Raw genomic sequence first — 26296 nt, 5'->3', positions numbered from 1 at the left:
CAGCATTTTGCATTTATTGTAGCATAAAAAAGGACTTAGCGTACGATTTCTTGTTCCTCTTTTGAACTTGTAATCGTTTGCTCAATCAGTTTTACTAATTCTTCTAAGTTATTACTAAAGTCAAAGCGACTCTGTTTCTGTATATAGGCGTTTCTTCTGTTATTGTGCAGGATAATTTCCATCACCGCATTTTGTAGATATGATTGTTTGATCTTCCTACCAAGACCTAGGTTTGCGAAGCCATGTCCTTCCTGTGGGAATGCAAAGTTAACTTCTTCTTCATGTGCACAAAGAACGATGCAAGGTATATGAAACTGTGCAACTAGAAAAGGCATATAAGACCCGCTTGTAATTACAATATCACTTTTAGGTAACAGTGTTTCTGGCTCCGAGGTAGAAATGATCTGTATAGATTTACGCGTAAGTGCAAAACGTTTTAATTCAAATATGTCATGCTTGTAATGTTCATCCACCAATACGCTAATCTTAAGTGGGATGTGGAGTTGTACAAGATGTCTTAAGGTCCTATAGGTCAAATTCTCGGGATCTTCATGAGGGAAAGAGACGATTATATGCGGGGGATCCTGTATCGTGTTATTATTTTTATAAATAACTTCATTGACTGGAATATATCCAAGTGGACCAAATACATAGTTCTCTTTCGTAACGTCCTTTGGATTTTCATACAGCGATTGAATAACAAGATCAGCTAAAGCCCCACCATCACCCTGGTCGTCTAAATGAATAAGCGTACAATTGAATGCTTTTAAACGACGAATAAGATCTTTTTCTGAATTTCCACCATCGTGCATAATGCAAGTTGGTTGAAATGCTTTCATTTCTTCGATAAGGTGAGCATTATTTCTATATAAAAGAGGTTGAATCTGTTGTTTTTTTAAATATTGAATAAGGCTTGTATTAGAATGATGCACAAAAATTTCGGAGTTAGTCGGTTTTAATGAAGAAAGCAATGCTACTGCACGATCTGCCGGATAGTGTCCGCGATGTGGTAATGTATTCAATAAATAGGCTAGTTTCATATTTTATCTTCCTTTCCATAAGTTATCTCTTTAGTGTATGGGAATGGACAGGTGCTTATGACAAGGGGGAAAGCTAAATGGCTAGAAGAGTAGCTATAGTAGTAGGTGCTACTGGTTTTACTGGAAAATTTTTAGTAAAACAATTATGTGAGAGTGAAGAGTATGCTGCAGTTACCGTCATTGTCAGAAGAGATTTTACTTATAAGCATGCCAAACTAGACGTGCAAGTAAAAGATTTTGATAAATTAGAGGAAAACGATTTAGAACTTGCGGATGATCTATTTTGCTGTTTAGGAACTACGATGAAAAAAGCCAAGTCAGAAGAGAACTTTGAGCGAGTAGATTTAGAATATCCATTACGAATTGCTTCTTTAGCAAAAAAACGTGGCATTCCAAATTTTCATGTCATTTCTGCAATTGGATCCAATAAAAAATCTCTTTTTTTCTATAGCCGAGTAAAGGGCAAGATGGAGGAGGGACTAATAGAAATGGAACTACCGCATCTTTTCATATATAGACCTTCCTTGTTAACAGGAGAAAGAAGAGAATTTCGCTTAGGGGAGCGCCTATCCGAAGGCATCTTCCAGCTAGTAAATCCATTTTTAATCGGACCGTTTAAAAGAATGCGCTCCATTCCAGGGCAGCAGCTTGCTTATGCCATGTATCACTATGCAATATATAATACAAAAAAAGCCGTAACGATTTATAAACCAATCGATATTTTGAGCGCTACGCCTATAGAGAAAATAGAAGAACAGCCGATTTCTCGAGAAGAATTATTCAATTGGGATGATCGAAAGGATATTTTTGTGGATTCAGAAAAAGTCAACGAGTAAGGGGAGATGCAATGTTAGGCTCTATATTATTTGTTTTGATGTTTGTTGTTGTATTAGGAATCTTTTCACAGTGGTTAGCGTGGCGTATACGAATGCCTGCAATTGTATTAATGTCCATTGTAGGATTATTGGTTGGACCTATTTTAGGATTGATCAACCCACAGGAGAGTTTGGGGGAATTGTTTAGCCCGCTTATTTCTTTAGCAGTTGCAATTATTTTATTTGAAGGAAGCTTAAATCTAGATTTCCGCGAAGTGCGGAGCTTTAACAAACCGCTTACCCGAATAGTGACATTAGGTGCGTTTATTGCTTGGATTGTTGGTTCCCTAGCTGCTCATTATATTGCAGGGCTTTCTGTTGCTGTCGCATTTGTCATCGGCGGGCTATTTATCGTAACTGGTCCAACAGTTATTTTGCCGCTACTGAGACAAGCGAAACTAAAATCCAGAACAGCTGCAATTTTAAAGTGGGAAGGGATTGTAGTAGACCCGTTTGGTGCATTATTAGCGGTGTTTGCATTTGAACTTATTAAATTCATTAATGGCAACGAGACGTTCACCGCATTTTTACTGTTCTTCACAGGTTCCATTTTTGCCGGGGGACTCGGCTGGTTGTTCGGCAGAATCTTAGGGAAAATGTTTGAAAAAGGGCAGATTCCAGAGTATTTAAAAGCGCCTGTCGTTTTTGCAGTTGTACTCTTGGTTTTTGTTTTCTCTGATGTAATTATGCATGAAACTGGATTACTTGCCGTAACCGCGATGGGTATAACGATGGCCAATATGCATATTGCCTCCATCAATGACATGAGACATTTTAAAGAAAATATATCTATTTTACTTGTTTCTAGTATTTTTGTTATGTTAACGGCTTCCTTAAATCCTGGTATATTATTGGAAATATTCAATCCTCGCATCGTATTTTTTGTATTAGCAATGCTATTTATCGTCCGTCCTTTATCCATATGGTTATCGACTATTGGAACGGACTTAATGAACAATGAAAAAATATTGATCGGTTGGATTGCACCTAGAGGGATTGTGGCACTTACTGTTTCCGGTTATTTTGCTACGGTGTTACAAGAAAGTGGATACAAGGATGCGGAAATGCTAACAGCTTTAACATTTGCTCTCGTATTTGCAACTGTAATTTTCCATGGCTTTTCCATTGGATGGGTTGCTAAAAAGCTTAAACTTGTTGCAACAGAAAAACCAGGGGTACTTATTGTAGGTGGAAATGCCTTTACGGGAGAGCTTGCTCTATCATTGCTGAATGAGCACATGGATGTACTAGTAGTCGATAATTCATGGGAGCAGCTTCGATATGCAAGGAAACTAGGAGTCCCCACTTATGCAGGGGATATATTATCAGAGCAAACGGAGTATTCGTTAGATCTAGCACCCTATCCTAAAATGATTGCAGCAACCGAAATGGATGCCTATAATGCATTAATCTGCTCGAACTTTGTAGTAGAGTTAGGTCGAGATGCGCTATATCAAACAGCTTCTAGCCATGTTACAGGAAATAAGTATCACCCATCAATTGGTGGTAAAACGCTTTTCAATAGCGATGCAAATATTTTTGATCTAACAGAACTTGTACTAAAAGGCTTTGTCATACGAAAGACTAATATTACAGAGCAGTACGACTACAACCAATACTTAGATGCTCGCATGAAAGAATCGATCTTACTTTATATTATTCGAGCAGATGGCACGCTGAAGTTCTTTACGACCAAAATGGAACTCATTGCAAATCCAGGTGATCTTGTTGTCAGCTTGACCCCTCCAACTCATATGCAAGAGTCAGATACGATTAATACCTCTCCGTCAAAAGGATGAACTTTGATAAATACGATCTCTTTTGGCGATAATAACTCCTTTTTTTGATACAATATAGGACGAATAAGGAGGTTTACGCAAGGTGAAAATTTTACTCGTAGATGGAACAATCATCGGCACGAAAACAGGTGTCATTTTAGATCAAGTGAAAGACTATATAGAAGAAATGAATAACGAATACACTATAGAAATAATTCGACTTTCTAATTATGATCATCAATTTGTAGATGGACGTCCTTTTGAAAATTACAATGACGACATGAAGTTGCTTGTAAGTAAGTTCGACCAAGCGGATGGTTTTATTATCGCGTCACCGATTTTTCAAGGTTCCATACCTGGTGTGCTAAAAAATACATTCGATTTCCTACATCCAAAGTCCATGCGCTATAAACCAGTATCCATCGTGGCAAATGGTGGCACGTACCAGCATCATCTAGTAATTGAAAATCAGCTGAAACCAATTTTAGATTATTTTAGATGCTTAGTAACCCCTAATTATGTTTATACACATAAAGACCACTTTGATGAAAACAATAAAATTATTGATAACGATGTACACGATCGCTTAAGAGAGCTCGCTCGGGTGTTTATCCAATACGCCGAAATGAGCAAAAGCCTCTGCAAGGAGCCAATTGACATACATTAAGTCCAATCAGGATGTCTCGCTATAAAGAGACATCTTTTTTTATGGAAGAAATATCCGTTCCGAGAGTAATGTACTCTGGAGAGCAAGTGAATAGAAATGAACGATAGTAAATCTATCTGATCCGAGAGTAATGAAAAGATGAGCGCTAGTAAACAACCCAGGCACGAGAGTATCTTAAATTCTCCAAAAAATAAAATGAACTTTTTCCACACTTCGATGTCTAATGTATAACAGAACAAGGGGGTGAACGAGTGGAAGTAATAGAAATAGCTAAGAAAGCTATTAAAGGGGATGACGAGGCTTTCTTACAGATAATGCATTTATATAAAGATACATTATATCGAACGGCATTTGCATTTTTAAAAACCGAACATGAAGCAGTGGAAGCGATGCAGGAAGTTACTTTTCGAGCTTACCAAAAAATACGTACAGTAAAAGAACCGAGTTATATGAAAACTTGGCTCGTTCGAATCATGATAAATTACTGTCAGGATCAGCTGAAAAAGAGTAAACGAGCTAGCTCGAGCGAAACTTTACCAGAGATAGGCTTTAGTGAAGATACTACTCATCTAGAGATCAATGAAGCAATCGCATCCTTGTCGAGCAGTGAACAGCAGCTAATATTTCTAAAGTACTTTCAAAATACCAAAATAAAAGAAATTGCAGAACTCGAGAAAATCCCAGAGGGCACGGTTAAATCTAGGCTACACAAAGCACTCAAGTCACTTCGGAATTTCCTGTCAGAGAAGGGAGACGCAGACCATGTATGAAAAAGAAGAAGAGATGCTAGATACAACTAAAAAGAAATTAGAACAAGTTGTAGTACCTGAAGAGCTTGTAAAAAACGCTATTCAACATGGGATACTTAAAGCAAAGGCAAAAAAGAGAAAACGTAAAAAAACGCTATGGGCTTTCTCCGTTGCAGCAATTCTTATACTAACCTTTGTGACATCTATACGAGTATCACCGGCATTTGCGAGTGCTATTTCTACCATACCTGGGATGGATCGGTTTGTGCATCTCATTCAGTTCGATAAAGGTATCGAAGCTATAGTCGAAAATGATTATTATGAACCTATTGGTAAAAGCCAAGTCAAAAATGATATAACGTTTACTGTAGACGGAATTATTATTGATGAAACAGGGGCAGAAATTTTTTATACATTAGAGACACCTTATCCACTTAAGAACTTGGATTATCAAGAGATTAAGTTATTTAATAATGGACAGGAGCTAAAAGCATCAAGTAGTTATAATCTACCAGACCTGGAACAGGGAAATAGTAATGAGGACGAATTTAGTCTTGTTTTTGTAGATTCGGAACAATTTACAAGTAATGATTTTGAAGTTCAATTTGAAGTAGAGCAAAATAACAAAATAACAACTTTTAACGTACCCTTTACACTCAAAAATGAAATAAAGTCTGGGAAAATATATACGTTAAATGAAACCGTCGAGATGGATGGCCAACAAATTGAAATCAAAGAAATAAAGGTATATCCACTAAGAGTAGCTTTAACATTAGAATTTGATGAACAAAATGAGATGAAAATATTACAGTTTGAGGATATGCGAATAGAGGATGAAAACGGGGAAGTATGGAGTTCCATTCAGAATGGAATAACTGGATTTGGTGAAAATCAAAACAAAGAAACTACGTATTTTTTACAAAGTAACTATTTTAAAGAGCCGAAAGAGCTGTATTTAAAATTCGATAAAGTGCAGGCGCTCCCTAAAGAGGAAAGCTACTTGCTGGTTGACTTTGCAAAGAAGGAAATCCTGGAGCAGCCATCCCAAAGAAAAGTAGAAGTATTGAATGTTGGTAGTAATACAATTAAACTGAAGTATCGACCGATAAGAGAAGATCATATGTACTCTTTATTTTCTCAAGGAGAGAACGCAAAAGGTGAGGTAGTTGATATACCAAGACAAAGTAATGGTGGCAACAACGATGAACAATATGCAGAAATAACCTTAGATGCAAAAGATATTATTAACCCAGTCAGAATAGATTTCATAGCATATCCCAATTACTTAAAAGGTTCTGTTTCTATTCAAATAAAATAGGAATGCGTAAAATATAAAAAAGATGGAGAAAAATGATTAATTTTTCTTCACCTTTTTTTATTTGTTTTTATTTCAAGTTCAGTTTTTTCAATGCTTCTGCAAGGGCATTGTTTACAGGTTCTTCTTCTTGGTTTTGTTTCTTTAAATACTTCTGTACATCACGTTTATCGACTTTGCCGCCTGAATTTTTTCTGCGGCGTTCAAAAGCCGATAATTTTTCGCGATATCCACATTTACAAGTGAAGATTTGTCCTTCACCTTCGCCTCGTAATTCTAGTTTTTTCTTACATTGTGGACAGCGGGCATTGGTTACTCTAGCTACGTTCTTACGGTGACCACATTCACGGTCCTGACATACGAGCATTTTTCCTTTTTTTCCGTTCACTTCTAGCATAGGCTTACCACAGTCTGGGCAGCTTTTGGTGGATATATTGTCATGCTTGAATTTCTTATCGCTATTTTTAATATTGCTAACAATTGTTTTTGTATAAGTTTTCATTTCATTGATAAATACGTTTTTACTCAATTTACCTTTTGCGATTGCATCGAGTTTTTGCTCCCATTCAGCTGTTAGGGCAGGGGTTTTCAAGTCCTCTGGAACTAAATCGAGTAGCTGTTTCCCTTTAGATGTTAGATAAATATCTTTTCCTTTTTTCTCCATAAGGAATGAGTTAAACAGTTTTTCAATAATATCTGCTCTTGTAGCAACTGTTCCTAAACCACCTGTTTTATCTAGTGTTTTCGCTAGTTCTTTATCTTGTGTACCCATATACTTTGCTGGGTTTTCCATTGCGGTAAGTAGAGATGCTTCGTTAAATCTCGCAGGTGCTTTTGTTTGACCAGAAGTCTCTGTCACTAATATAACTGATAACTTATCGCCTTTGTTTAAGTTAGGAAGTAGTTGTTCTTTCATGTCTTCCGTATTTTCGTCCTCATCAAAACGATTTTCATAAACTTCTTTCCATCCTGAAGAAAGAATCGTTTTTCCTTTTGCTACAAATGTTTCTTCGCCTATTAATGCTTTGACCGTAATTTGCTCATATTCAAAAGGCGGATAAAGAACTGCTATAAAGCGTTTAATAACTAAATCATAAATTTTGCGTTCTTTGTCTGTAAAGTTAGATTGGATCACAGTTTCTTCGGTTGGAATAATCGCATGATGATCAGAAACCTTACTATTATCGACAAAAGCTTTAGTTACTTTTATGGGCTTTTGTAATACTTTGTTTGCAAATGGTCTATACTGGCCGATTCCACAAGACTTTAATCGTTCTGGTAGTGTCTCTACAATATCAGTTGAAATATATCTTGAATCGGTACGGGGATACGTTAATACTTTATGTCGCTCATACAAAGTTTGCATAATTCCAAGCGTTTCTTTCGCTGAATAGCCAAATATTTTATTGGCATCACGTTGTAATTCAGTTAGATCATATAGTTGAGGAGCGGAGCTTTTCTTTAGCTTTTTATCAACATCTACGATTGTCCCTTGCTTTTTATCCACTTTAGCAACAATTTGTTGGGCTTTTTCCTTTGAGAATGTTCGAGAGTCATTCGTTTGTTTATCTACCCATGTAAGCTTTAACTTTTGGTCCGTATGTGCTTCTACACCAAAATAGGTTTTAGGCTTAAAATTTCGTATTTCATCTTCTCTCTGAGCAATAATAGCGACAGTAGGAGTTTGCACACGTCCACATGACAGCTGCGCATTGAATTTGCTAGTAAGTGCACGGGTTGCATTTAGCCCGATATACCAATCTGCTTCAGACCTTGCAACAGCAGCATGATATAGGTTTTCATAAGCCTTACCTGGTTTTAGATTCTGAAAGCCTTCTTTAATTGCTTTATCCGTTACAGAAGATATCCAAAGACGTTTAACAGGCTTGTTTACCTTTGCTTTTTCAATAATCCATCTTGCTACTAATTCACCTTCACGACCAGCGTCAGTTGCAATGATAATATCGCTGACATCTGTACGCACTAATTGGCTTTTGACTGCATTATACTGCTTGCCTGTTTGTTTAATAACGACTAGCTTCAAGTCGTTAGGAAGCATTGGTAAATCATCCAAATTCCAGGTTTTATATTTTGCATCATAAACTTCAGGATCTGCTAATGTAACCAAATGCCCTAATGCCCAAGTTACGATATATTTGTCGCCTTCTAAATAACCGTTTCCTTTTTTATGACACTTCAGTACATTTGCGATATCTCGAGCAACAGAGGGTTTCTCTGCAATTACTACACTTTTCTTCATTATATAACATCCCTTCGAACTACCATTAATTTTTAATATATCATACGACAATGACATTTGCAGTGAAGGAGGCACCTATTAAATTTATTCCTCGAGTTTGTTAGTCGGAGATTATGTGTAAAGTCGTCAATAAACGAATTACACATTTTACATTCAGAGGAAGGAGTCATGCTATATGTTTAATTTGACAATATTTTGTTTGCTGTTAGGTAGTTAAAATGGCGTGTCTTTTGAAAACTGATAAGAAGGGTAAGAGAAGGTTGATTTATTGCGGAACATATTTATCACCTAAGATAAGATAATTTCAGTGCTGTTGAACTTAAATCTGCCCCTAGTGTTCTTGCCTACTTAATAGTTCACAAATAAATCTCTCTCCCTCGAAAGAAGTAAAGAGATTTATTTGGAAATATTTTTTTAGTTTAATTTGAACTGTTTCACGATCATTTGTAAGTCCTCAGCCATTTTGGATAAGGTAGTAGCAGAAGCTGTAATTTCTTCCATCGAGGCAAGTTGTTCCTCTGAAGAAGAAGCGACATTTTGTGTATTATCAGCGGAATAATGAGCAATATTAGCCAGTTCTTCGATGGAAGCACTGACTTGTTCCACACTTGCAGACATTTCTTCAGAAACAGCGGAAACTTCTTGAATTTGGGCAGTAACTTGTTCAATAGAGAATAAGATCTTTTCAAAACGTTTTCCTGTTTCATCTACAACTATTTTACCTGCAGCAACTTCCGTTGTACCTGCCTCCATATCGTTGACCGCTTCAATTGTAACTCTTTGCACTTGGTTAATTAATTCAGCTATATGATCGGCGGATATTTTGGACTGTTCCGCAAGTTTTCTAACCTCATCAGCAACCACAGCAAACCCATGCCCATGTTCACCAGCACGAGCGGCTTCGATCGCAGCATTTAGTGCTAGTAAATTTGTTTGATCAGCAATTCCAGTAATAACGCCAATGATATTACCGATTTCTTTTGAAAGTTCTCCTAATCCTTTTATACTTAAAGAAGAATTTGATACCGCGGTTTCAATAGAGTTCATCTGATCAATCATTTGGAGAATTGAATTATTACCTAAGTTAGCTTCTCTGCTCGTTTCAATTGCTGATTCTGAAACGGAAGAAGATGTCTCAGCTACACGTTGAATACCAATAGCCATTTCTTTCATTGCAGTAGAGGATTCATTTGCACCTACAACTTGTGTCTCAGAACCACTTGCAATATCTTGTATGGATGTTGCAATCTGTTCGGTTGCAAGGGAAGTTTGTTCTGCACTTGCTGTTAATTCCTCTGCGGTTGATGCTACGTCATTTGAATTCATACTGACTTGCTCTATTACCATCCGAAGATTTTTAGCCATAAGATTGAAAGAACCTACTAAATCTCCAATTTCATCTTTGTTTTTTATAGATTCAATATCGACAGTAAGGTCTCCATCTGCAATTCTTTTAGCAGAACTTGCTAATGTCACCACTGGAGTAGAAATTAGACGTCCAATGACCAAAGCAATTGCTACTCCTGCTAATACTGCTACAGCTCCTATAACTAAGACTAAAAGGATTGTTTTTTGAACCTCTTTTGTGTTGTTGTTACTACCTTCTGCTAATAAATTGTTCTGATACTCAGAAAGTTTAGCTACTTCTGTATCTAGTTTGGCTACAATGTTACTACCTTCAGTAGAAACAAGAGTCTCAAATTCCGTATTCTTTTGCGCTTTCTTTAATATAAAAACTCTCTCAGTAAACTTTACATATTCACTGTGAATCTGGTTAATATCTTCTAACATTTTAATCGCTTCAGGTATTTTAAACTTTGGAAGAAGCGTATTATATGCTTTTTCATAATTTGAAGTAGCATTAGAATAAGCTTGATAAGCTTCATCATTACCTATAATTAGATATCCACGCATAGCAACTATCTCTTGTTTAACAGCGACTTGTAACTCCTTTATTTCAACTGCTTTCATTGCTTTATCTTCTAATAAATCAGTATAAGAGTCATCTATCGCTGTTATTTGAATGTAACTAATACTAATTGTGATAATTAGTAAAAGTAGAATAGCAGAAAATCCTCCTAGCAATTTTTTGTTAATAGTCCATCTCAACAAAATACACCTCAATTTTATTTTTTTCTATACAGATTGCAAGAATAGATAGTATCACTAAAATAAATCTTTTGTACTATTATTTTTTGATATTTGTATAGACTATTTGCCCATACTGATTATAAGTGAACATATTATAAATAACAAGGAAGTATTTGGTACTGCTTTACAAGAATCGAAAAATATTAACGTAAATTATAACTGAAATCGAGTTCATACTTTGGAAACTTAAGTAATTCAAGAAGGGTTAGAGCTAAGATAAAAAAAGAAAAACGCTTCTATATTCGTGCTGTTATTTTAGTTTTTTTAGTAGAAGCGATTGATTTTAAAATTTATACAAATTTAACGAAGGTAAGAATTGATTTATTACGGGTAGGGGATTATAAGTCTAATTTTGGCTTTCTGAGTGGAGAACAGCATCAAATATATGATTTGTAAAGTACTTGAAGTTTTATCCTTCTAGGGAACCTGGTGTCACCCATGTGAATTAGAATTCCTGCTAATGGAAAGCAATATGAAGTTTGTTAAATCAATGTCTAGAAATAGTACTCATTTCTCCTGTAATGAACCTTCTTAAATTTCTATTTCAAGGTTAATAAACTAATCTAAATCTTCCTCTGAAGGTCTTTGCTCGAAAAATAATAATATTACTTCTTACGTAGTAGTAAAGACATATATTCGCTTGATTTTCATAAATTTATATTTGAGTCTTTGTGCGTACCTATTTCGTGACAATAGTAAGTTTGAATATTTTGTGAAAATGGTAATATGTTAAGAAGGATAATTTTATGGAAAGAGGTGGAGGAGATGACATTAATAAGAGTAGCTGGTAATGGTGCTTTTCAACGAAAAGATGTAGGACAGGCTTATCGTAAAAATGCAGAATTTTATCAGCCTAAAAAGAATCCAAGTTTAGCTGAATTAGAGGATTTGCTACTTGGAAACAAAGAAAAGGAAATCGATTCTAATGAGGTAAGTGCAGCTGTTAAAGAATTTCAGCAAATGGAAAAAAACAAAGGGATGTTAGATATTAAAGGTCCTTCTGTACCTGTACAAACAATTGGGGGACCAACACCAGAAGATACGATTGAACTACTGGAAGAAGTTCGAAGCACTGCTCTTGCTGATGCTGATCCGACTCCTCAAGAATTGCGGACAGCTGCAACTGCTTCTGCAAAAATCCAAAGTGTTCAGTCCCAAATTACATTGCACCAAGAAGCAACTAGACAAATTGAGATAGAAGCCAAAAGACAAAGAGAAGATGAAGCGGCTATTTCCAATCGTTCTGTGCAGTACGACCATCAACCTCCAGAAGTTCGGGGGGAGAATGTACAGAAAAGAAGATTTATCGAACAAGCCATTGCTAAATACTCGCTACAAGTGCATTTAAAAAAGTATGGCTTCACTGACCAGCAGCCGAGTTTCTTCCGCATAGCTTAAGAAGGGGCACTTGAATATGAGCAAAAAACAAAAAACGAATGCTGTTCGAAAGCTGGAGCAACAGAAAATTTTGTTCGAATTAATTGAATATGAGCTTTCTGATGATCAAGTAGACGGGGTAACTGTTGCACATAAAATAGGCTACCCTGTTTTTGTTGTGTATAAAACATTACTCGTAACTGCGGGAACAAATAAACATTTTGTTTGTATTATTCCTGTACATAAAGAGTTGAATTTAAAGGAAGTAGCTAAAGCAGTAGGTGAAAAAAAGGTGGAGTTACTGCCCTTAAAGGAATTGCAACCAACCACTGGATATATAAGAGGTGGTTGTTCTCCGATTGGAATGAAGAAATTATTTCCAACGTGGATAGATAAGAGTGCAGAGAGTCTTGATTATATCCTCGTAAGTGGTGGGAAAATCGGTCTTCAGGTAAAACTGAGTTTGCAGGATCTTTTGCGACTAACGAACGGGCAAATTGCAGAAATAATTAAAATGTAATCGATTCTCTAAAAACATCGTTATACTTAACCTACTAGATGGTTTACTGGAACAGGAAGTAGGGCTGAAATGAAACAATTAGTTTGGCGTTGGATATTTTTTGTTACTGGAGTCACAACGATGGCGTTGGGAATTTCGATGACTATTAAGGGTCAGCAATTTGGAATTGGACCATGGGATGTGTTTCATGTAGGTTTATATAAACATTTAGGTTTAACCATTGGCACTTGGGCGATTTTAACCGGTATAATTATTGTGTTGATCACGATGATAGGAACGAAGAAATTTCCGCAGCTTGGAACATGGTTAAATATTGTTTTTATAGGATCTTTTATTGATGTGTTTAACTGGCTATTGCCTGATATCACAAGTTACATAGGTCAACTGATTATATTTATTATCGGGGTTGTTGTAACTGCAGTGGGCGTAGGGGTTTATGTTTCTCCAAATGTGGGGGCGGGTCCTCGAGATTCTCTTATGCTGTTGCTTATGGCAAAAACAGGTTGGAGTATTAAAAAGGTTCGCACCGGTATTGAAATAATAGTGGCACTTGCGGGCTGGGCGCTCGGTGGACCGGTGGGACTAGGTACTATTATTATTGCTTTATTGCTCGGACAGATCGTTCATTATTCATTGCCATTGTCTCAAAAACTATTATATAAGATTTCCGGTTATACATTGCCGTATGTAAAGAAGAGTGTGGAAAATCAATCCTGATTTTCTACACTCTTTTTCATATTCTAACCGGGTCGTGCATATAGTATTTCTTGAAGGAATGATAGGGAGGATGACGCTATGAACGGAATAATTACTCATTATATGGGAAGGTCATATACTGGACAAGGTGTGAAAAACTTTTACAACGAAATTATTCAAGAAGCAAACAAAGTATATTTCTTTAAAGGACCGACTACCTATCGACTATCGGATATATTGAAGGAAATAGGCTACAATGCAGTAAGACGGGGTAAAAATATGGAGTGGTTCTATGATCCAATGCATGAGGATCTAGTAGAAGGTTTATATATTAATGAAACAAAAACACTTTACTTACAAGCTGATAATATTGATCCTTCCTATTATGGAGCCGGACATGAATGGGTAACTTATTATGAAACATATAATGATCGGAAATTACGTGAAATTGGTCCAATAGTAAAAGATAAGCAGATTAGTAATAACGTATGGCTAACAAAAGGACTTCAAGCATTATCTCGAGCAAAGGAAATTCATGATGAATGGGAACAGCTTATACAAGTAGCTGTCAGCTGGGATGGGATTAATGCATTGCTGGAAGAGCGCACGAAGAAAAATATCGGTAATATTCAGCTGCAAAAAAATCCTAAAGTAAGTCATCGTTTAATGGGATCCCTTACTCCACTCGGTGCAAAGGATACACTAGAATCTATTTCCAAAAATTTAAAGACTAGATTATATATAAAAGGATTACCGGGTAGCGGGAAATCTTCTTTTATGAAGAAGTTTGGGAAAGAAGCCAAGCTACATGGACTGGATGTTCGATATATTTGGTGTGGACTAGATGCTGGTAGTGTAGATGGAGTAGTGCTTCCTGAGCTTCAATTATGTTTGGTAGACGCAACAAGCCCTCATGTATATGAGCCTGAGCGAAATGGTGATGAAATTATCGATTTCTTCTCACATATAGACCAGACTATGTTAGATGAAGATAAGATAATAGAAGTAAGACAACGTTACGCAAATGAGATGGAGCTTGCTCAAGATTATTTGTGCACGTATGCTGGAGAATCCAAAATGATTAAAATGTTGTACGATTCAGCCATTGATGAGGAAAAGTGGAGTGAATTACTAGAAAAAATGCTTGAAACGATAAGATGAACTAACGATTTACTTATTCAAACGGAAGATTGGGAATTAGTTATGCTTGGAACCTTCGGTGGGAAAAGTTTTCTATTCCAACTAAAGTGTTCATTTTTCCAACTAAATTATCCAAAATTCCAACTAACTAAAAAATCCACCGTTGTTTTGTATCAGCGGTGGATTTCGTATGTTAATTTCTTTCATTCATTTTGCATGGTAAGATAGAATAGAATACTACCCGTGAAAGGATGAGGAGCATGTCTAACGTATTAAATAATTTTTTATCCGAAAACTTAAGTGAATTAAAAAACCAAGGTTTATATAACGAAATCGATCCTGTAGAAGGTCCAAATGGGGCGAAAATCAATGTAAAAGGTTCTGAACTCATAAACTTATCTTCTAATAACTATTTAGGGCTTGCGACAAATCCAGAGCTTAAACAAATTGCCAAAGATGCAGTGGACAAGTATGGGGTTGGAGCGGGGGCTGTCCGTACAATTAATGGAACGCTTGACCTTCACGTGAAATTAGAGGAAAAGCTAGCGGAATTCAAAGGAACCGAAGCTGCAATTTCATATCAATCAGGCTTCAACTGTAATATGGCTGCTATTTCTGCCGTGATGGACAAAAACGATGCAATTCTTTCCGACCAACTAAATCATGCATCTATAATCGATGGCTGCCGACTATCGAAAGCTAAAATTATTCCATTCAACCACTCGGATATGGATGATTTACGTGCCAAAGCAAAAGCTGCAACTGAGTCTGGTCAATACAACAAAGTAATGGTTATTACTGATGGTGTATTCTCTATGGATGGAGATATTGCTAAGCTTCCAGAAATCGTGGCAATTGCAAAAGAATACGACCTGATCACTTATGTAGACGATGCTCACGGTTCAGGTGTTACTGGTAAAGGGAAGGGAACTGTAAAGCATTTCGGTTTAGAAAAAGAAATAGACTTCCAAATTGGTACACTTTCAAAAGCAATCGGTGTCGTAGGTGGATACGTTGCAGGCAAAAAGGATCTAATTGACTGGTTAAAAGTTCGTTCGCGTCCGTTTTTATTCTCAACAGCTCTACCACCTGGAGATGTAGCAGCAATAACTGCTGCAGTTCAAATGATCATTGACTCTACAGAATTACACGACAAGCTGTGGGAAAACGGTGACTATTTAAAAGCAGGTTTATCAAAACTAGGCTTTGACATTGGTGCATCCGAAACACCGATCACGCCTTGCATAATCGGAGACGAAAAACTAACACAGCAATTCTCCAAACGACTATTTGAAGAAGGCGTTTATGCAAAATCCATCGTCTTCCCGACTGTACCAAAAGGAACTGGCCGCGTACGCAACATGCCAACTGCAGCCCATACGAAAGAAATGTTAGATGACGCCATAGCTGTTTACGAAAAAGTTGGTAAAGAGCTTGGGGTAATTGAATAATTTTAAGAAGTAGACTGCGACAGAAACGAAAATCAATTTTGTTAACACAAAAAAACCATTTTTCTCATTGAGAAAAATGGTTTTTTGAGTTTTGTCTCAGCTTCTTTTTTTGTAGAAGAGGATTAAGGATAAAAAAAACTGAATGAATATCTAACTTGATAAATATAGTTGAAACGGATTTAATGTTTTGGTCGTCTTAGTTGTAAGGGGAAGGAAGTGAAGTAAAAGAGTGGAAAATGTGGGATGTAATATATTGTCTGTCGAGGTAGATCAGGATCGATGGCTGGACGCATTGATGGGGTTGTACGGAGAGCCCTTAACCAATATAGCTTATACATACACGATGGACTGGGGGAAATCTCAAGAGATTGTTCAGGATGTATTTATTATCTGTTATAGAGATTTTCATAAGCGACAAACTATTCTAAATTACAAAGCTTGGATCTATAAAATTACGATAAACCGTGCGAAAGATTATTATAAAACCTCCTGGGTTAAAAGGGTATTATTAATAGAAAGTTTGATAGAGCGAGAGCCATCTCCCACACTAATGGAGAATAATCTTATAGCATCTGAGAAGGATGCAAAACTGACAGAATCTGTATTAAATCTGAAAGAGAAATATAGAATCGTTATCTTACTTTACTATTATGAAGAGTTAGCAGTCGGGGAGATTGCGTCTATACTAAGCTGCAATGAAAATACGGTGAAGACGAGGTTGAAACGGGGAAGAGAGCAACTAAAAAAAATGCTGGGAGAGGAGGAATCACATGGATGAACAACTAAAAGATCTACGTAAAGCGATGAATAATAGCCTATTTAAACAAAATAATTTTAGCGAGCATCAAAAAGCTATAGTTCGTTTAAGTGTAAATAAAAAGCAGAAATTTAATTTTGTACCAGCCATTATAATTATATTATTTCTAACAGTTTCTTCAGTTCTTGGACTTTCTTATATTAATGACAAACAGTCGGCTGCCTATTTAACAGCGAATCACGATTTAGAAGCACAACTCTTTGTTAACCAAAGGAACACGGAACATACATTATTTTTCTTGAAAAATGAACTGACTATCTCTACTAATCCTTCGTATAGATTGACTCCGGATTCTTCCGATTTAGAGAAGAGTAGTTTTGAACCAGCAACGCAAACAGTGTACGAAAATATCTCTGTGAAAACAGACGGAGATCAATACTTTGTAAATAGTGGAGAAGAACATATACTGACGCTCAAAAAAATTGCGCCACGTTTGGTGGAAGATGAGGATGGAAATGTGTTTAGTACTCAAAAGTATCTAAGTGACCTACTAGCGATTGAAGTTGTAAACGAATCAGACATCAAGCTAACTTCAATTGAAATACTAGCAACAAATGAAGATAAATTTGATGGGAAGATTAAATCAGAACGGCTAAGTAAATCACCATTAATAGCAAAGATGGAAGTAAATCGCAGTGAGTTTCATCGAGTAGTAGAGTTTCAGGTTAATGTGACCTTGGCTGATGGAACCGAACATACTTTAAATGACACAATCCTTCTTGATGGGGCATACGAGGATCTGTACTTATTCCGTATAGTAGGTAGCTCAGTAGAAAAATTGAGGATATTGAAAAAATAGTGAAAAACGCTGATGCATTTCAGCGTTTTTTTTCGTCTAGTTTTTATTTTCTTTTTCCATCCATTTAAACGAATAGATGAGATTAAACTTCTGAACACCTCTAGCTAAGCGAATGCTCTCGTTAGCTGCTAAACGAAAAGCACCCAAATCACCTTTTTCGATAGCAATAATGGCATCTATTGCGTAGGGCATCCAACCAACAGGCAACTTATCTTTTAAAGCTAGTGCATCATCAAAGTTTCCTTTCAATATTTCTGCATATGCAACGTAGTATGTATGAAGTGGTTCTTTACTTATTTGTTTAGCTCGCTGCTCAAATTGTGAAATATTATTTTCAAATAATGCTAAATTTGTTTTATATACTTCTTGCATATATGGCTGTTTGTATTTAGATAAAAGAAGTTGAATGGTAGAAATGATTTCTTCACGATTGCCAGTTCTTACTGCTAGTGGATAAGCAAATAATGGCTTTCGTTTATTTTTCTCCAGAAAGCGTTCCACCTTTTTTAAGTTATTTGATTTATATAACGTATATATTGGTGGCAAAACAATTAGTACAGTGTATACAACAATAATAACGATATAAATAAACCAAAACGACAGCTCCATAAAGGACAAAGCTACTGTTAGAATAACTCCTATAACAAATATTAAGATAAATGGTAATAGTCTCATAAACTCCTCCTTAATTTCATTATATCAAAACTCTTTACGTTGAGATATTGTGTTTATTGAATGAACACTGTATAATTACTTTCATAAAATATTAGTGTTATCAACGGTTTAAAACAATTTAGTGTACTCCTCAAAAATACAAATGTTTTTGAAAGGAAGAAAATTATGAAAAAGATTATGGTTACCGGAGCATTGGGTCAAATTGGTTCAGAGTTAATAACCAAATTGCGAAAAGAATACGGTTCTGAGAATATATTAGCCACAGATATTAGACAAATAGCTTCACCAGTAACAGAAAGTGGTCCTTTTGAAATTTTGGACGTTACAGATGGAGAAAAAATGCATCAGCTTGCGAAGGATTTTAAAGCGGATACGATGATTCATATGGCAGCTCTTTTATCAGCGACTGCTGAGGCAAAGCCTTTACTTGCGTGGAATTTAAATATGGGTGGTCTAGTCAATGCATTAGAAGCGTCTCGAGAACTTCGGCTGCAATTCTTCACTCCAAGCTCTATCGGAGCATTTGGTCCATCCACACCAAAGAACAATACGCCTCAAGATACACTTCAACGACCGACAACGATGTACGGTGTGAACAAAGTATCTGGTGAACTATTATGTGATTACTACTTTAATAAATTTGGAGTAGATACAAGAGGAGTTCGTTTTCCTGGACTGATTTCCAATGAAACCTTACCTGGTGGGGGAACGACTGATTATGCAGTCGATATTTACTATAAAGCCATTAATGATGGATCTTATACTTCGTATATAGCAGCTGGAACTTATATGGATATGATGTATATGCCAGACGCACTTCAAGCAATTGTGGATTTAATGGAAGCAGATGCTTCAAAATTGATTCACCGAAATGCATTTAATGTTACAGCGATGAGCTTTGAGCCTGAGCAAATTGCAGCCTCGATAAGAAAGGAAATACCGACATTTACAATGGACTATGAAGTAGATCCAATTCGCCAAGCAATAGCGAATAGCTGGCCAGATTCTATCGATGCAACAGCTGCGAAGGAAGAGTGGGGCTTTTCCTATGAATTTGATTTAGATGCAATGACAAAGGATATGCTAACTAAACTAGCAGCAAAAAAAACAGCGGAAACCTATTAAATTAGGTCCGCTGTTTTTATTTAGGACTCTTACGAAAAGGTTAATAAATCGTTAATGATTATGGAGAATAAGACAATTTCCACATGGTTGTTTATGTTAAAATGTATATAAAAATCAAAAAGAGTACTTTATAACAATTAAGTAATTTCTACATTGGGTGCACACTTTCGAGCGCTTTTTGCCACAAGAGTTTAATGGCTATAGAAAAGAGGGGAGAAATTGAAGAAAGCAATAACAATAGGTTTAATTTTTGTTTCTATTTTACTTTCAGGATGTAATACGAACAAATTAAGCAGTGCTGAATTTACTAACACTACACCAGCCAAAATTAAAATAGACAACTTAACTTATTTAATGACCGATGAAGTTTTAGCAACTAAAGAGGTGGAAGAACAAATAGGGAAGATTACTCGAATTCAAACAATTGTGTCTTACTCTAAAGACCAAAATCCATATATAAGTCCGAGTAAGATTTTTGAAATAAAGGATATAAATATCGAAGAGGCAATAGCAATTGAAGTTAATGACAAGTTATATAAAGCATATATAAATGATTTAGAATGAACATAAGGAAGATTTCAGAATTATATTGAAATTCCTTACGACGTGCTTTACTTGAAGGAGTAGGACGTATCATATAGCGGAGTATGAGGGATAAAGAATATGTATGTCTCAAAATCACAAAATAGACATTTAAATACTCTATAAAGGAACAGTCATCACTAAAGTAAATTTAGGAATGACTGTTTTAACTTTTTTAGTATTTCTAGTTGTTTTTATTGTTATTTTTGTTATTGTTGTTGCGGTTTTTGTTTCGTTCATTTCTATTTAAGTTTAGAAACTCCAAGTTTAAATTTTCAAAGTTGAAATCATCACCGAATTCAGCTGAATTATTTTGGTCGTTGTTATTATTGAGATTTTTATTGTTTTTGTCGTTGTTATTCACCATGACAGTTCACCCCCTTGACCACATTAGTGTGGGTTAAAAGGCTAAAAAAATACTCTTAACAAAAGCAACCATAATTTGTAATAGAAGAGAGGGAGCTTCTGGAACAGGTGTTTTACTTCAATAAGGAGTAAAGCTTTTTCTTGTTCACGCAGTTTAGTTCATTAACCCATATTATGTGATTTCGAACTTTTATTCAGTCATATACTTAAATTAAAAAAGAAGCGTACTAACACTAAAGGCACTTATGTAATGGTCGACGGTCCGATGTCACTAATCTCTCAAATATTGTTTCTGGGACCTATATTCTCTAAAATGGAAAGAAAGTATATGAATATCCTTGTCCATAAACCAAATAAACATAATCAAAATATTTTTCAGGAGCTTTTTTTAGATGGAAAGGGAAAGGTTGTCATCCGTGGGAACTGAAGCAGCAGATAAGCGAATTAAACAAATTATTTTAAAAATCTAGAACAAAGGAGGGCGAAGTGATGAAAACTAGAAGCAGTACTTTAAAGTGGATTATGTTTATTGGTCTAGGAATAGTACTTCTGGCGTTGGTAGGATTAAGTATATGGGACTCAAACGAAAGATCCAAGGAAGTTCAACAAATCGAGTTAAAATTGGGTTTTGAGATAAAAGTACTAGATAGACAATCACACGGTACGTTGAGAGCAGCAACGAGAACATATCTAGTGAAACCATTAGATGATGATAAGGAAAGCGATTTAGAATACCTATTATACTTGAATGAAGAAGACAAGATTGAACAATGGGCTATGGTTAAAAACGGAAAGGTAATTAGACCAATTAACACAGAAGACAAATAGTAAATTATAAAATATTCTATAAGCCGTTTTTCATTCCAATAATTACCGGGGGATAACTTTTTATATAATTTTTAAGTAAATAACATCCAACTTGTCTATTCTGAGAAACATGTGATAGAATACATTAATTTGTGTATTCGGCGATGAATCGCCCGACATCTCAAATTTTTGAGGGGGAGACGTTTCGATGGAATTTAAAGGATCTAGTGTTTACGATCAAACGGATTTTTTTAATAATTATATGGCTAGAAGAAACAGAAAAGATAGTCCAAATAACGCTATTGAAGGACCGATTATCTATGAATTAATAGGGAGCATTCAAGATAGTAGTGTCTTAGATTTAGGGTGTGGTGATGCATCGTTTGGAAAAGAACTCTTGCATTTAGGAGCAAAAAACTACACAGGAGTGGAAGGTTCAGAACAAATGGTGGAAGTAGCACGGTCTAACATGCTTGAACAAAACGGGACCATACACTTTGAAACAATGGAATTTTATGATTATCCAAAAGAGACATTTGATCTTGTAACATCTCGATTTGCAATCCATTATGTTTCAGACATTAACCGTCTGTTTCAAGATATTCATAAAACACTTAAAGATAGTGGGAGATTTGTTTTTAGTATCCAGCATCCACTTACAACCTCGTCGTTTGCTAGTAAACAATCTGGAGATAAACGAGGTAATTGGATTGTCGATGACTATTTCCATGAGGGAGAAAGAAAGGAGCCTTGGATCGACCAAATAGTAGTTAAGTATCATCGTACAATTGAACATTATTTTATAGCACTTACACAAGCTGGCTTTTCAGTTGTAGATTTACGTGAGGGTAAACCGAAGCGTGAACATTTTAGTAGTGAAGACGAATTTGTTAGAAGACAACGAATTCCAATTGTACTGGCTTTTTCTTGTGTGAAGTAAAAATGTTTCTAATATGGAATGTTGAACGAACGGTTGTCTTAATAAAAAATTCAAGAAAAAAGAGCTTGGAAATAATTGAACTGCTCCCTATCAAGTAGACAGGGGTTAGTTCAGATTCTCCAGGCTCTTTTTTCTATATAACCTCAATCATTAACCTTCACACTAGCCATCTTTAAAATAATATATGCGCTACAGCTGCAATGATTGGGAACGAAATAAGCGTACGTAATAAGAAAATAACGAGTAAATCTTTAAAATTAACCGGAATTTTTGAACCTAATAACAATCCACCAACCTCAGACATATAAATCAACTGAGTTACCGACATCGTTGCAATAAAGAAACGAGTCAATTCCGATTCAATTGATGCCCCTAGAATAGATGGTAGGAACATATCTGCAAATCCCACAACCATTGTTTGGGCTGCAGCCGCTGCTTCTGGAATTCCGAAAAGCAAAAGTAAAGGTTCAAATGGCTTACCTAAAATAGTGAAAACAGAAGTATATTCTGCAAGCATTAAAGCAATCGTACCAAATGCAAGCACTACAGGTGCAACCCCAATATACATATCAACTACATTTTTTATACCATCAGAGAAAAAATTACGAAGTGACCGATTTTTATTTGCCATATTTAATGCATTTTCTAAACCATGCGTAACAGCATTATAATTTTTAGGATATTTCTCCGCATCCAAATCAAGCGGACGTCCATCAATATGTGTATCCTCTTTTCCAGCAAGAGGGTAAATTCTTGGCATTATAAACGCAAGAACTACCCCACAAAGAAGAACAGTTAAATAATAGGGAATAAAGTAATTCTCTAAACCAACTTGCTCTAAAACAACGATACAAAAAGTGATCGAAACAACAGAGAAAGTAGACCCGATAATTGCTGCTTCTTTTTTCGTGTAATATCCTTCTTCATACTGTCTGCTCGTTAGCAAGACACCGATTGTTCCATCTCCAACCCAGGAAGTAAGGGCATCAACTGCGGAACGACCTGGAAGCTTAAATAAAGGACGCATGATTTTCACCATCATTGTACCAAAGAACTCCAAGAGGCCGAAGTTTAATAGTAGGGGTAATAACAAACCAGCAAAAAGGAAAATAGTGAACAGGAATGATACTAATCCAGTAGGACTTAATAACAACCCACCAGTATTTTCGCTCCAAATTGCTTCAGGACCAAGCTGCCAGATGATTAAGATAGCAAACACTGCCCCAACAATCCGTGTTACTGTCCAAAATGGCGTCACTTTGAACAAGTTATTAATAAACGTATCTTCTTTTGGTAAGAAAAGAAAAATAATGGAACCAATTGCAGCGATTAATAAAGTGATTAATGCAAGCCATTGAACAACAGGTTCAAGCACTCCTGATAGAAGACTTGCTAGCCATGCAATAGGTATTTGAAACCCACCATCAATCGGTAGAGGAATCATGAATAATATAACACCTGCTATAGAAGGAAGCAGGAATAATAACCAGGTAGATAAGGAAAACTTTTTCATGCATAAGACCAACTTTCTGTAAATGTGAATATTTATACATCATAGAATGATATTTATACATAATAATTCAAATGCATGAAGAAGTCTATAGAATATATGGAAGTTCTTTTATTCGAAATCTTTGGAGAAATCGTATGTGTAAAAACGTTCAAAGTTAAGCCAATTTTCTGCCTCGGCTTCACCATCCGCTAGGCGTTTATCCATTTCCTCTAACATCCATGCAGTTTGTGAAATATGCGCACGCATAGAACCCATTTTTTGTTCTGCGGCTTCTTTAATATTATGAACAATATCTGGTTCTCCAAGAGCCTCTTTTGAGTCATTGGAGAATGCCAATGCGTAAATTTTCGGACGCTGCTCCTCAGGCATACGTCTAACCGCACGTATCATAGCACGGCCAGTCGCATCGTGATCAGGATGTACAGCATAGTTCGGATAAAATGTAATGATAAGCGAAGGGTTCGTATCGGAAATAAGGCTTTGCATCATCTCCACCATTTTTTCATCATCTTCAAATTCGATTGTTTTATCACGTAATCCCATCATACGAAGATCTGTTAAACCCATTGCTTTAGCAGAGGCAAGCAACTCTTCCTTGCGGATATGCGGCAATGTTTCGCGTGTAGCAAAAGGAGGGTTACCTAAATTTCTTCCCATTTCACCTAATGTTAAGCAAGCATATGTAACCGGAATCCCTTGATTGATATAAGTAGCGATAGTACCTGATACCCCAAATGCTTCATCATCAGGATGGGGGAATACTACAAGTACATGTCGTTCCATTGGTAATGTCATTTATATGTCCTCCTTAATACGTAAATGGTGTTTTACTAATTTGTAATGCCACAGCTAGCTTTCCAGCTTGGTCATGTCCTGCCATAAGCAATCGGCCGTGCTCATCTAACTCAAAATGGGTAATCCCTTGTGCATAAACCCAACCATATGGAAGCTTCAAGCCTATACGGTGTGGAGATTCTCCAGCTATTTTCCCGAGTTCATAACGGATCATTACGTTACGGATAAAGGCTCCCGCATTAAAGACATTCTCATTAAAATGGGCTGCATACGCACCATTCGTCGTTTCTAAATGTATATATATATCTTCGTTTGCAAAGTTATTCAAAAGCTCCTGCAAGCGATCTACTTGAACAAGTTCCATACATATTGCCTCCTAACATACTGTCTGTTATTAGTATAAAGAAAAAAACTTTATGATGCGAATGATTGAATTAGACACAACAAAAAGGGTTCTTTACGTTGAAGCGACTTAGTCGAGCTCTGCCCTGAAGTTTAGGACCAAATTTACTTGTTGTAAATGATTCACGTGCCGAAAATTGTATGATTTCTTAAGGAACAAAAAAACTCGCAAGTCATAGATGACATTGCGAGCTATTATATACGTATTAAACAGTTGTAGTAGTTACTTCTGGTGCACCAAACTTACCTTTAGCACCATGAAGAACTGGTCCAACATATTGATTTAGTTTCCAACCATGTGCGATTGCAGCTGAAACAAATTCTTTTGCTTCAAAAACTGAATCGGCAACAGATAAGCCGTTAGCTAAGTTTGCAGTTACCGCTGCAGCAAATGTACAGCCAGCACCATGATTATACGTAGTTTCGGTTTTTTCTGTTTCTAATAGTGTATGGGTTTGACCGTCAAAGAATAGGTCGACAGCCTTTTCATGCTTTAACTGCTTTCCACCTTTAATGACAACATTTTTAGCGCCAAGTGCATGAATTTTTTCTGCAGCAGCTTTCATATCCTCGACAGTTTTCAATGCACCAAGTCCAGAAAGTTGACCAGCTTCAAATAGATTAGGCGTAACTACTAAAGCGCGTGGAAGTAAAAACTCAATCATTGCGTCCACTGTCCCAGGATTTAAAACTTCATCTTCGCCCTTACATACCATAACAGGGTCAATAACGACACTTTGAACTCCAGCTTCTTCTATTATATTCCCAGCAGTTTCGATAATTTCTTCGGTACTTAGCATACCAGTTTTAATAGCATCTACATTTGTAGATAATGCTGTTTTGGCTTGACGTTTAATCTCGTCCACTGGCAATGAAAATACACCATGGCTCCAGCCGTTATCAGGATCCATCGTAGCTACTACTGTTAAAACGTTCATACCATATGTACCGTGCTCTTGGAAAGTTTTTAAATCTGCTTGTATTCCAGCTCCACCAGAAGTATCGGAACCAGCTATTGTAAGTGTTTTTTTAATAGACATTAGACTTTTCTCCTTTTTCTATGCTGTGGGTAATTAATTCATTGTATCAGATTTTTTCAGATAATTACATTATGGAATCTTGGGAGCAGTCCATAGTTTGTATAAAACAAATATACAAATAATAACTAAAATACCCGTTAAAAGAGCTCCAACAATAATTTTGTTTATCCATAAGGAAACAGATAAAAATAAAAGGAAAACAATAAGTAGAAAGAACGCAAAAATAAAACAGCCCATTCCTATATTTTTAGCATCCTTGGATACTGCATTTGAACTTGCTGCTTGTTCAATCTGCTTTAGCTTTTCACGATAGTGTAAGTCTGCCATTTAGAAAATCTCCTTTTTTTTATCGTATCATGGCGGATTGGTTGTTAATAGCGAAACTTTTATATAATGTAAACGTAATAGAATTAAAG

At 36.1% G+C, this 26296-nt stretch carries 26 protein-coding genes; 16 read left to right on the top strand and 10 right to left on the bottom strand.

What is annotated here, in order from left to right; all coding sequences use genetic code 11:
- Nucleotides 1-35: 35 nt before the first annotated feature.
- Nucleotides 36-1040 (bottom strand): hypothetical protein, encoded by a 1005-nt coding sequence (locus tag BLR36_RS08900; protein ID WP_093061400.1) that lies wholly within the window; start codon nucleotides 1038-1040, stop codon nucleotides 36-38.
- Nucleotides 1041-1117: 77 nt separating this feature from the next.
- On the opposite strand from BLR36_RS08900, the gene BLR36_RS08895 reads away from it, so the two are divergent.
- The 5 genes from BLR36_RS08895 to BLR36_RS08875 all read left to right on the top strand — a co-directional run bounded on the left by BLR36_RS08895 (nucleotide 1118) and on the right by BLR36_RS08875 (nucleotide 6427).
- Entirely contained in the window at nucleotides 1118-1876 is a 759-nt protein-coding gene (locus tag BLR36_RS08895) for an oxidoreductase (RefSeq protein WP_093061399.1), read from the top strand.
- A gap of 11 nt (nucleotides 1877-1887) precedes the next feature.
- A complete protein-coding gene (locus tag BLR36_RS08890; protein WP_093061398.1) occupies nucleotides 1888-3714 on the top strand; it encodes a cation:proton antiporter in 1827 nt (608 codons plus the stop codon).
- Nucleotides 3715-3796: 82 nt separating this feature from the next.
- Complete coding sequence (locus BLR36_RS08885; RefSeq protein WP_093061397.1) at nucleotides 3797-4360, top strand: NADPH-dependent FMN reductase; 564 nt, start codon at nucleotides 3797-3799, stop codon at nucleotides 4358-4360.
- Between the two features lie 251 nt (nucleotides 4361-4611).
- Nucleotides 4612-5130 carry a sigma-70 family RNA polymerase sigma factor gene (locus BLR36_RS08880; protein WP_093061396.1) on the top strand — a complete coding sequence of 173 codons (519 nt, stop codon included), beginning with the start codon at nucleotides 4612-4614 and terminating at the stop codon, nucleotides 5128-5130.
- Nucleotides 5123-6427 carry a DUF4179 domain-containing protein gene (locus tag BLR36_RS08875; RefSeq protein ID WP_093061395.1) on the top strand — a complete coding sequence of 435 codons (1305 nt, stop codon included), beginning with the start codon at nucleotides 5123-5125 and terminating at the stop codon, nucleotides 6425-6427. Before BLR36_RS08880 ends, BLR36_RS08875 begins: the two co-directional genes overlap by 8 nt.
- 67 nt (nucleotides 6428-6494) lie before the next feature.
- Here the strand turns inward: BLR36_RS08875 and BLR36_RS08870 are convergent, their stop codons facing one another.
- Nucleotides 6495-8684 (bottom strand): DNA topoisomerase III, encoded by a 2190-nt coding sequence (locus BLR36_RS08870; RefSeq protein ID WP_093061394.1) that lies wholly within the window; start codon nucleotides 8682-8684, stop codon nucleotides 6495-6497.
- A 414-nt stretch (nucleotides 8685-9098) separates the two neighbouring features.
- Nucleotides 9099-10793 carry a methyl-accepting chemotaxis protein gene (locus BLR36_RS08865; RefSeq protein WP_139185078.1) on the bottom strand — a complete coding sequence of 565 codons (1695 nt, stop codon included), beginning with the start codon at nucleotides 10791-10793 and terminating at the stop codon, nucleotides 9099-9101.
- 807 nt (nucleotides 10794-11600) lie between these two features.
- Here BLR36_RS08865 and BLR36_RS08860 point away from each other — a divergent pair.
- The 7 genes from BLR36_RS08860 to BLR36_RS08830 all read left to right on the top strand — a co-directional run bounded on the left by BLR36_RS08860 (nucleotide 11601) and on the right by BLR36_RS08830 (nucleotide 17635).
- Entirely contained in the window at nucleotides 11601-12233 is a 633-nt protein-coding gene (locus tag BLR36_RS08860; RefSeq protein ID WP_093061392.1) for a hypothetical protein, read from the top strand.
- A 16-nt stretch (nucleotides 12234-12249) separates the two neighbouring features.
- Nucleotides 12250-12732 (top strand): Cys-tRNA(Pro) deacylase, encoded by a 483-nt coding sequence (ybaK, locus tag BLR36_RS08855; protein WP_093061391.1) that lies wholly within the window; start codon nucleotides 12250-12252, stop codon nucleotides 12730-12732.
- Nucleotides 12733-12852: 120 nt separating this feature from the next.
- Entirely contained in the window at nucleotides 12853-13449 is a 597-nt protein-coding gene (locus tag BLR36_RS08850) for a YczE/YyaS/YitT family protein (protein WP_371326707.1), read from the top strand.
- A 78-nt stretch (nucleotides 13450-13527) separates the two neighbouring features.
- Nucleotides 13528-14589, top strand: coding sequence for a hypothetical protein (locus BLR36_RS08845; protein WP_093061389.1), 1062 nt, complete (start codon nucleotides 13528-13530; stop codon nucleotides 14587-14589).
- A gap of 239 nt (nucleotides 14590-14828) precedes the next feature.
- Nucleotides 14829-16019, top strand: a complete 1191-nt coding sequence (locus BLR36_RS08840) for a glycine C-acetyltransferase (RefSeq protein WP_093061388.1) — start codon at nucleotides 14829-14831, stop codon at nucleotides 16017-16019.
- Between the two features lie 238 nt (nucleotides 16020-16257).
- Entirely contained in the window at nucleotides 16258-16797 is a 540-nt protein-coding gene (locus BLR36_RS08835) for a sigma-70 family RNA polymerase sigma factor (protein ID WP_254771361.1), read from the top strand.
- Nucleotides 16790-17635 carry a helix-turn-helix domain-containing protein gene (locus BLR36_RS08830; protein ID WP_093061387.1) on the top strand — a complete coding sequence of 282 codons (846 nt, stop codon included), beginning with the start codon at nucleotides 16790-16792 and terminating at the stop codon, nucleotides 17633-17635. Before BLR36_RS08835 ends, BLR36_RS08830 begins: the two co-directional genes overlap by 8 nt.
- Before the next feature lie 36 nt (nucleotides 17636-17671).
- On the opposite strand, the gene BLR36_RS08825 is transcribed toward BLR36_RS08830, so the two are convergent.
- Nucleotides 17672-18310 (bottom strand): hypothetical protein, encoded by a 639-nt coding sequence (locus BLR36_RS08825; protein WP_093061386.1) that lies wholly within the window; start codon nucleotides 18308-18310, stop codon nucleotides 17672-17674.
- Nucleotides 18311-18475: 165 nt separating this feature from the next.
- Here BLR36_RS08825 and BLR36_RS08820 point away from each other — a divergent pair, with 165 nt between their 5' ends.
- Together BLR36_RS08820 and BLR36_RS08815 are read left to right on the top strand one after the other, a co-directional pair.
- Nucleotides 18476-19435, top strand: a complete 960-nt coding sequence (locus BLR36_RS08820) for an L-threonine 3-dehydrogenase (protein WP_093061385.1) — start codon at nucleotides 18476-18478, stop codon at nucleotides 19433-19435.
- A 219-nt stretch (nucleotides 19436-19654) separates the two neighbouring features.
- Nucleotides 19655-19999, top strand: coding sequence for a hypothetical protein (locus BLR36_RS08815; protein ID WP_093061384.1), 345 nt, complete (start codon nucleotides 19655-19657; stop codon nucleotides 19997-19999).
- A gap of 202 nt (nucleotides 20000-20201) precedes the next feature.
- On the opposite strand, the gene BLR36_RS08810 is transcribed toward BLR36_RS08815, so the two are convergent.
- The gene (locus BLR36_RS08810) at nucleotides 20202-20384 is read right to left on the bottom strand and encodes a hypothetical protein (RefSeq protein WP_093061383.1); all 183 of its coding nucleotides are present in this window, start codon (nucleotides 20382-20384) and stop codon (nucleotides 20202-20204) included.
- A 488-nt stretch (nucleotides 20385-20872) separates the two neighbouring features.
- Between BLR36_RS08810 and BLR36_RS08805 the strand changes: the two genes are divergently transcribed.
- The gene (locus BLR36_RS08805; RefSeq protein ID WP_093061382.1) at nucleotides 20873-21211 is read left to right on the top strand and encodes a hypothetical protein; all 339 of its coding nucleotides are present in this window, start codon (nucleotides 20873-20875) and stop codon (nucleotides 21209-21211) included.
- A gap of 187 nt (nucleotides 21212-21398) precedes the next feature.
- The gene (locus tag BLR36_RS08800) at nucleotides 21399-22130 is read left to right on the top strand and encodes a class I SAM-dependent DNA methyltransferase (RefSeq protein WP_093061381.1); all 732 of its coding nucleotides are present in this window, start codon (nucleotides 21399-21401) and stop codon (nucleotides 22128-22130) included.
- A gap of 172 nt (nucleotides 22131-22302) precedes the next feature.
- Here the strand turns inward: BLR36_RS08800 and BLR36_RS08795 are convergent, their stop codons facing one another.
- The 5 genes from BLR36_RS08795 to BLR36_RS08775 all read right to left on the bottom strand — a co-directional run bounded on the left by BLR36_RS08795 (nucleotide 22303) and on the right by BLR36_RS08775 (nucleotide 26207).
- Complete coding sequence (locus BLR36_RS08795; RefSeq protein WP_093061380.1) at nucleotides 22303-23643, bottom strand: YjiH family protein; 1341 nt, start codon at nucleotides 23641-23643, stop codon at nucleotides 22303-22305.
- 108 nt (nucleotides 23644-23751) lie between these two features.
- Nucleotides 23752-24438 carry a bacillithiol biosynthesis deacetylase BshB2 gene (gene bshB2, locus BLR36_RS08790; protein ID WP_093061379.1) on the bottom strand — a complete coding sequence of 229 codons (687 nt, stop codon included), beginning with the start codon at nucleotides 24436-24438 and terminating at the stop codon, nucleotides 23752-23754.
- Nucleotides 24439-24451: 13 nt separating this feature from the next.
- Nucleotides 24452-24802 carry a YojF family protein gene (locus BLR36_RS08785; RefSeq protein WP_093061378.1) on the bottom strand — a complete coding sequence of 117 codons (351 nt, stop codon included), beginning with the start codon at nucleotides 24800-24802 and terminating at the stop codon, nucleotides 24452-24454.
- Between the two features lie 244 nt (nucleotides 24803-25046).
- The gene (gene thiD, locus BLR36_RS08780) at nucleotides 25047-25880 is read right to left on the bottom strand and encodes a bifunctional hydroxymethylpyrimidine kinase/phosphomethylpyrimidine kinase (RefSeq protein WP_093061377.1); all 834 of its coding nucleotides are present in this window, start codon (nucleotides 25878-25880) and stop codon (nucleotides 25047-25049) included.
- A 69-nt stretch (nucleotides 25881-25949) separates the two neighbouring features.
- On the bottom strand, nucleotides 25950-26207 hold the full coding sequence (locus BLR36_RS08775; protein WP_093061376.1) for a hypothetical protein: 258 nt from the start codon (nucleotides 26205-26207) through the stop codon (nucleotides 25950-25952).
- Nucleotides 26208-26296: the final 89 nt, after the last annotated feature.

This window comes from Psychrobacillus sp. OK028 (assembly GCF_900103605.1).
Classification (GTDB): domain Bacteria; phylum Bacillota; class Bacilli; order Bacillales_A; family Planococcaceae; genus Psychrobacillus.
Note: the sequence above shows the minus strand (reverse complement) of the source record. Positions and strands in the feature narration are given on the sequence as shown.

What these genes read in the sequence shown, in the direction of transcription:
- BLR36_RS08820 (WP_093061385.1), top strand. Translation starts at nt 18,476, where the DNA reads ATGAAAAAGATTATGGTTACCGGAGCATTGGGTCAAATTGGTTCAGAG.
- BLR36_RS08840 (WP_093061388.1), top strand. Translation starts at nt 14,829, where the DNA reads ATGTCTAACGTATTAAATAATTTTTTATCCGAAAACTTAAGTGAATTA.
- BLR36_RS08825 (WP_093061386.1), bottom strand. Translation starts at nt 18,310, where the DNA reads ATGAGACTATTACCATTTATCTTAATATTTGTTATAGGAGTTATTCTA.
- BLR36_RS08785 (WP_093061378.1), bottom strand. Translation starts at nt 24,802, where the DNA reads ATGGAACTTGTTCAAGTAGATCGCTTGCAGGAGCTTTTGAATAACTTT.
- BLR36_RS08875 (WP_093061395.1), top strand. Translation starts at nt 5,123, where the DNA reads ATGTATGAAAAAGAAGAAGAGATGCTAGATACAACTAAAAAGAAATTA.
- BLR36_RS08890 (WP_093061398.1), top strand. Translation starts at nt 1,888, where the DNA reads ATGTTAGGCTCTATATTATTTGTTTTGATGTTTGTTGTTGTATTAGGA.
- bshB2 (WP_093061379.1), bottom strand. Translation starts at nt 24,438, where the DNA reads ATGACATTACCAATGGAACGACATGTACTTGTAGTATTCCCCCATCCT.
- BLR36_RS08870 (WP_093061394.1), bottom strand. Translation starts at nt 8,684, where the DNA reads ATGAAGAAAAGTGTAGTAATTGCAGAGAAACCCTCTGTTGCTCGAGAT.
- BLR36_RS08830 (WP_093061387.1), top strand. Translation starts at nt 16,790, where the DNA reads ATGGATGAACAACTAAAAGATCTACGTAAAGCGATGAATAATAGCCTA.
- BLR36_RS08860 (WP_093061392.1), top strand. Translation starts at nt 11,601, where the DNA reads ATGACATTAATAAGAGTAGCTGGTAATGGTGCTTTTCAACGAAAAGAT.
- BLR36_RS08850 (WP_371326707.1), top strand. Translation starts at nt 12,853, where the DNA reads ATGGCGTTGGGAATTTCGATGACTATTAAGGGTCAGCAATTTGGAATT.
- ybaK (WP_093061391.1), top strand. Translation starts at nt 12,250, where the DNA reads ATGAGCAAAAAACAAAAAACGAATGCTGTTCGAAAGCTGGAGCAACAG.
- BLR36_RS08805 (WP_093061382.1), top strand. Translation starts at nt 20,873, where the DNA reads ATGAAAACTAGAAGCAGTACTTTAAAGTGGATTATGTTTATTGGTCTA.
- thiD (WP_093061377.1), bottom strand. Translation starts at nt 25,880, where the DNA reads ATGTCTATTAAAAAAACACTTACAATAGCTGGTTCCGATACTTCTGGT.
- BLR36_RS08810 (WP_093061383.1), bottom strand. Translation starts at nt 20,384, where the DNA reads ATGGTGAATAACAACGACAAAAACAATAAAAATCTCAATAATAACAAC.
- BLR36_RS08800 (WP_093061381.1), top strand. Translation starts at nt 21,399, where the DNA reads ATGGAATTTAAAGGATCTAGTGTTTACGATCAAACGGATTTTTTTAAT.
- BLR36_RS08775 (WP_093061376.1), bottom strand. Translation starts at nt 26,207, where the DNA reads ATGGCAGACTTACACTATCGTGAAAAGCTAAAGCAGATTGAACAAGCA.
- BLR36_RS08900 (WP_093061400.1), bottom strand. Translation starts at nt 1,040, where the DNA reads ATGAAACTAGCCTATTTATTGAATACATTACCACATCGCGGACACTAT.
- BLR36_RS08845 (WP_093061389.1), top strand. Translation starts at nt 13,528, where the DNA reads ATGAACGGAATAATTACTCATTATATGGGAAGGTCATATACTGGACAA.
- BLR36_RS08795 (WP_093061380.1), bottom strand. Translation starts at nt 23,643, where the DNA reads ATGAAAAAGTTTTCCTTATCTACCTGGTTATTATTCCTGCTTCCTTCT.
- BLR36_RS08895 (WP_093061399.1), top strand. Translation starts at nt 1,118, where the DNA reads ATGGCTAGAAGAGTAGCTATAGTAGTAGGTGCTACTGGTTTTACTGGA.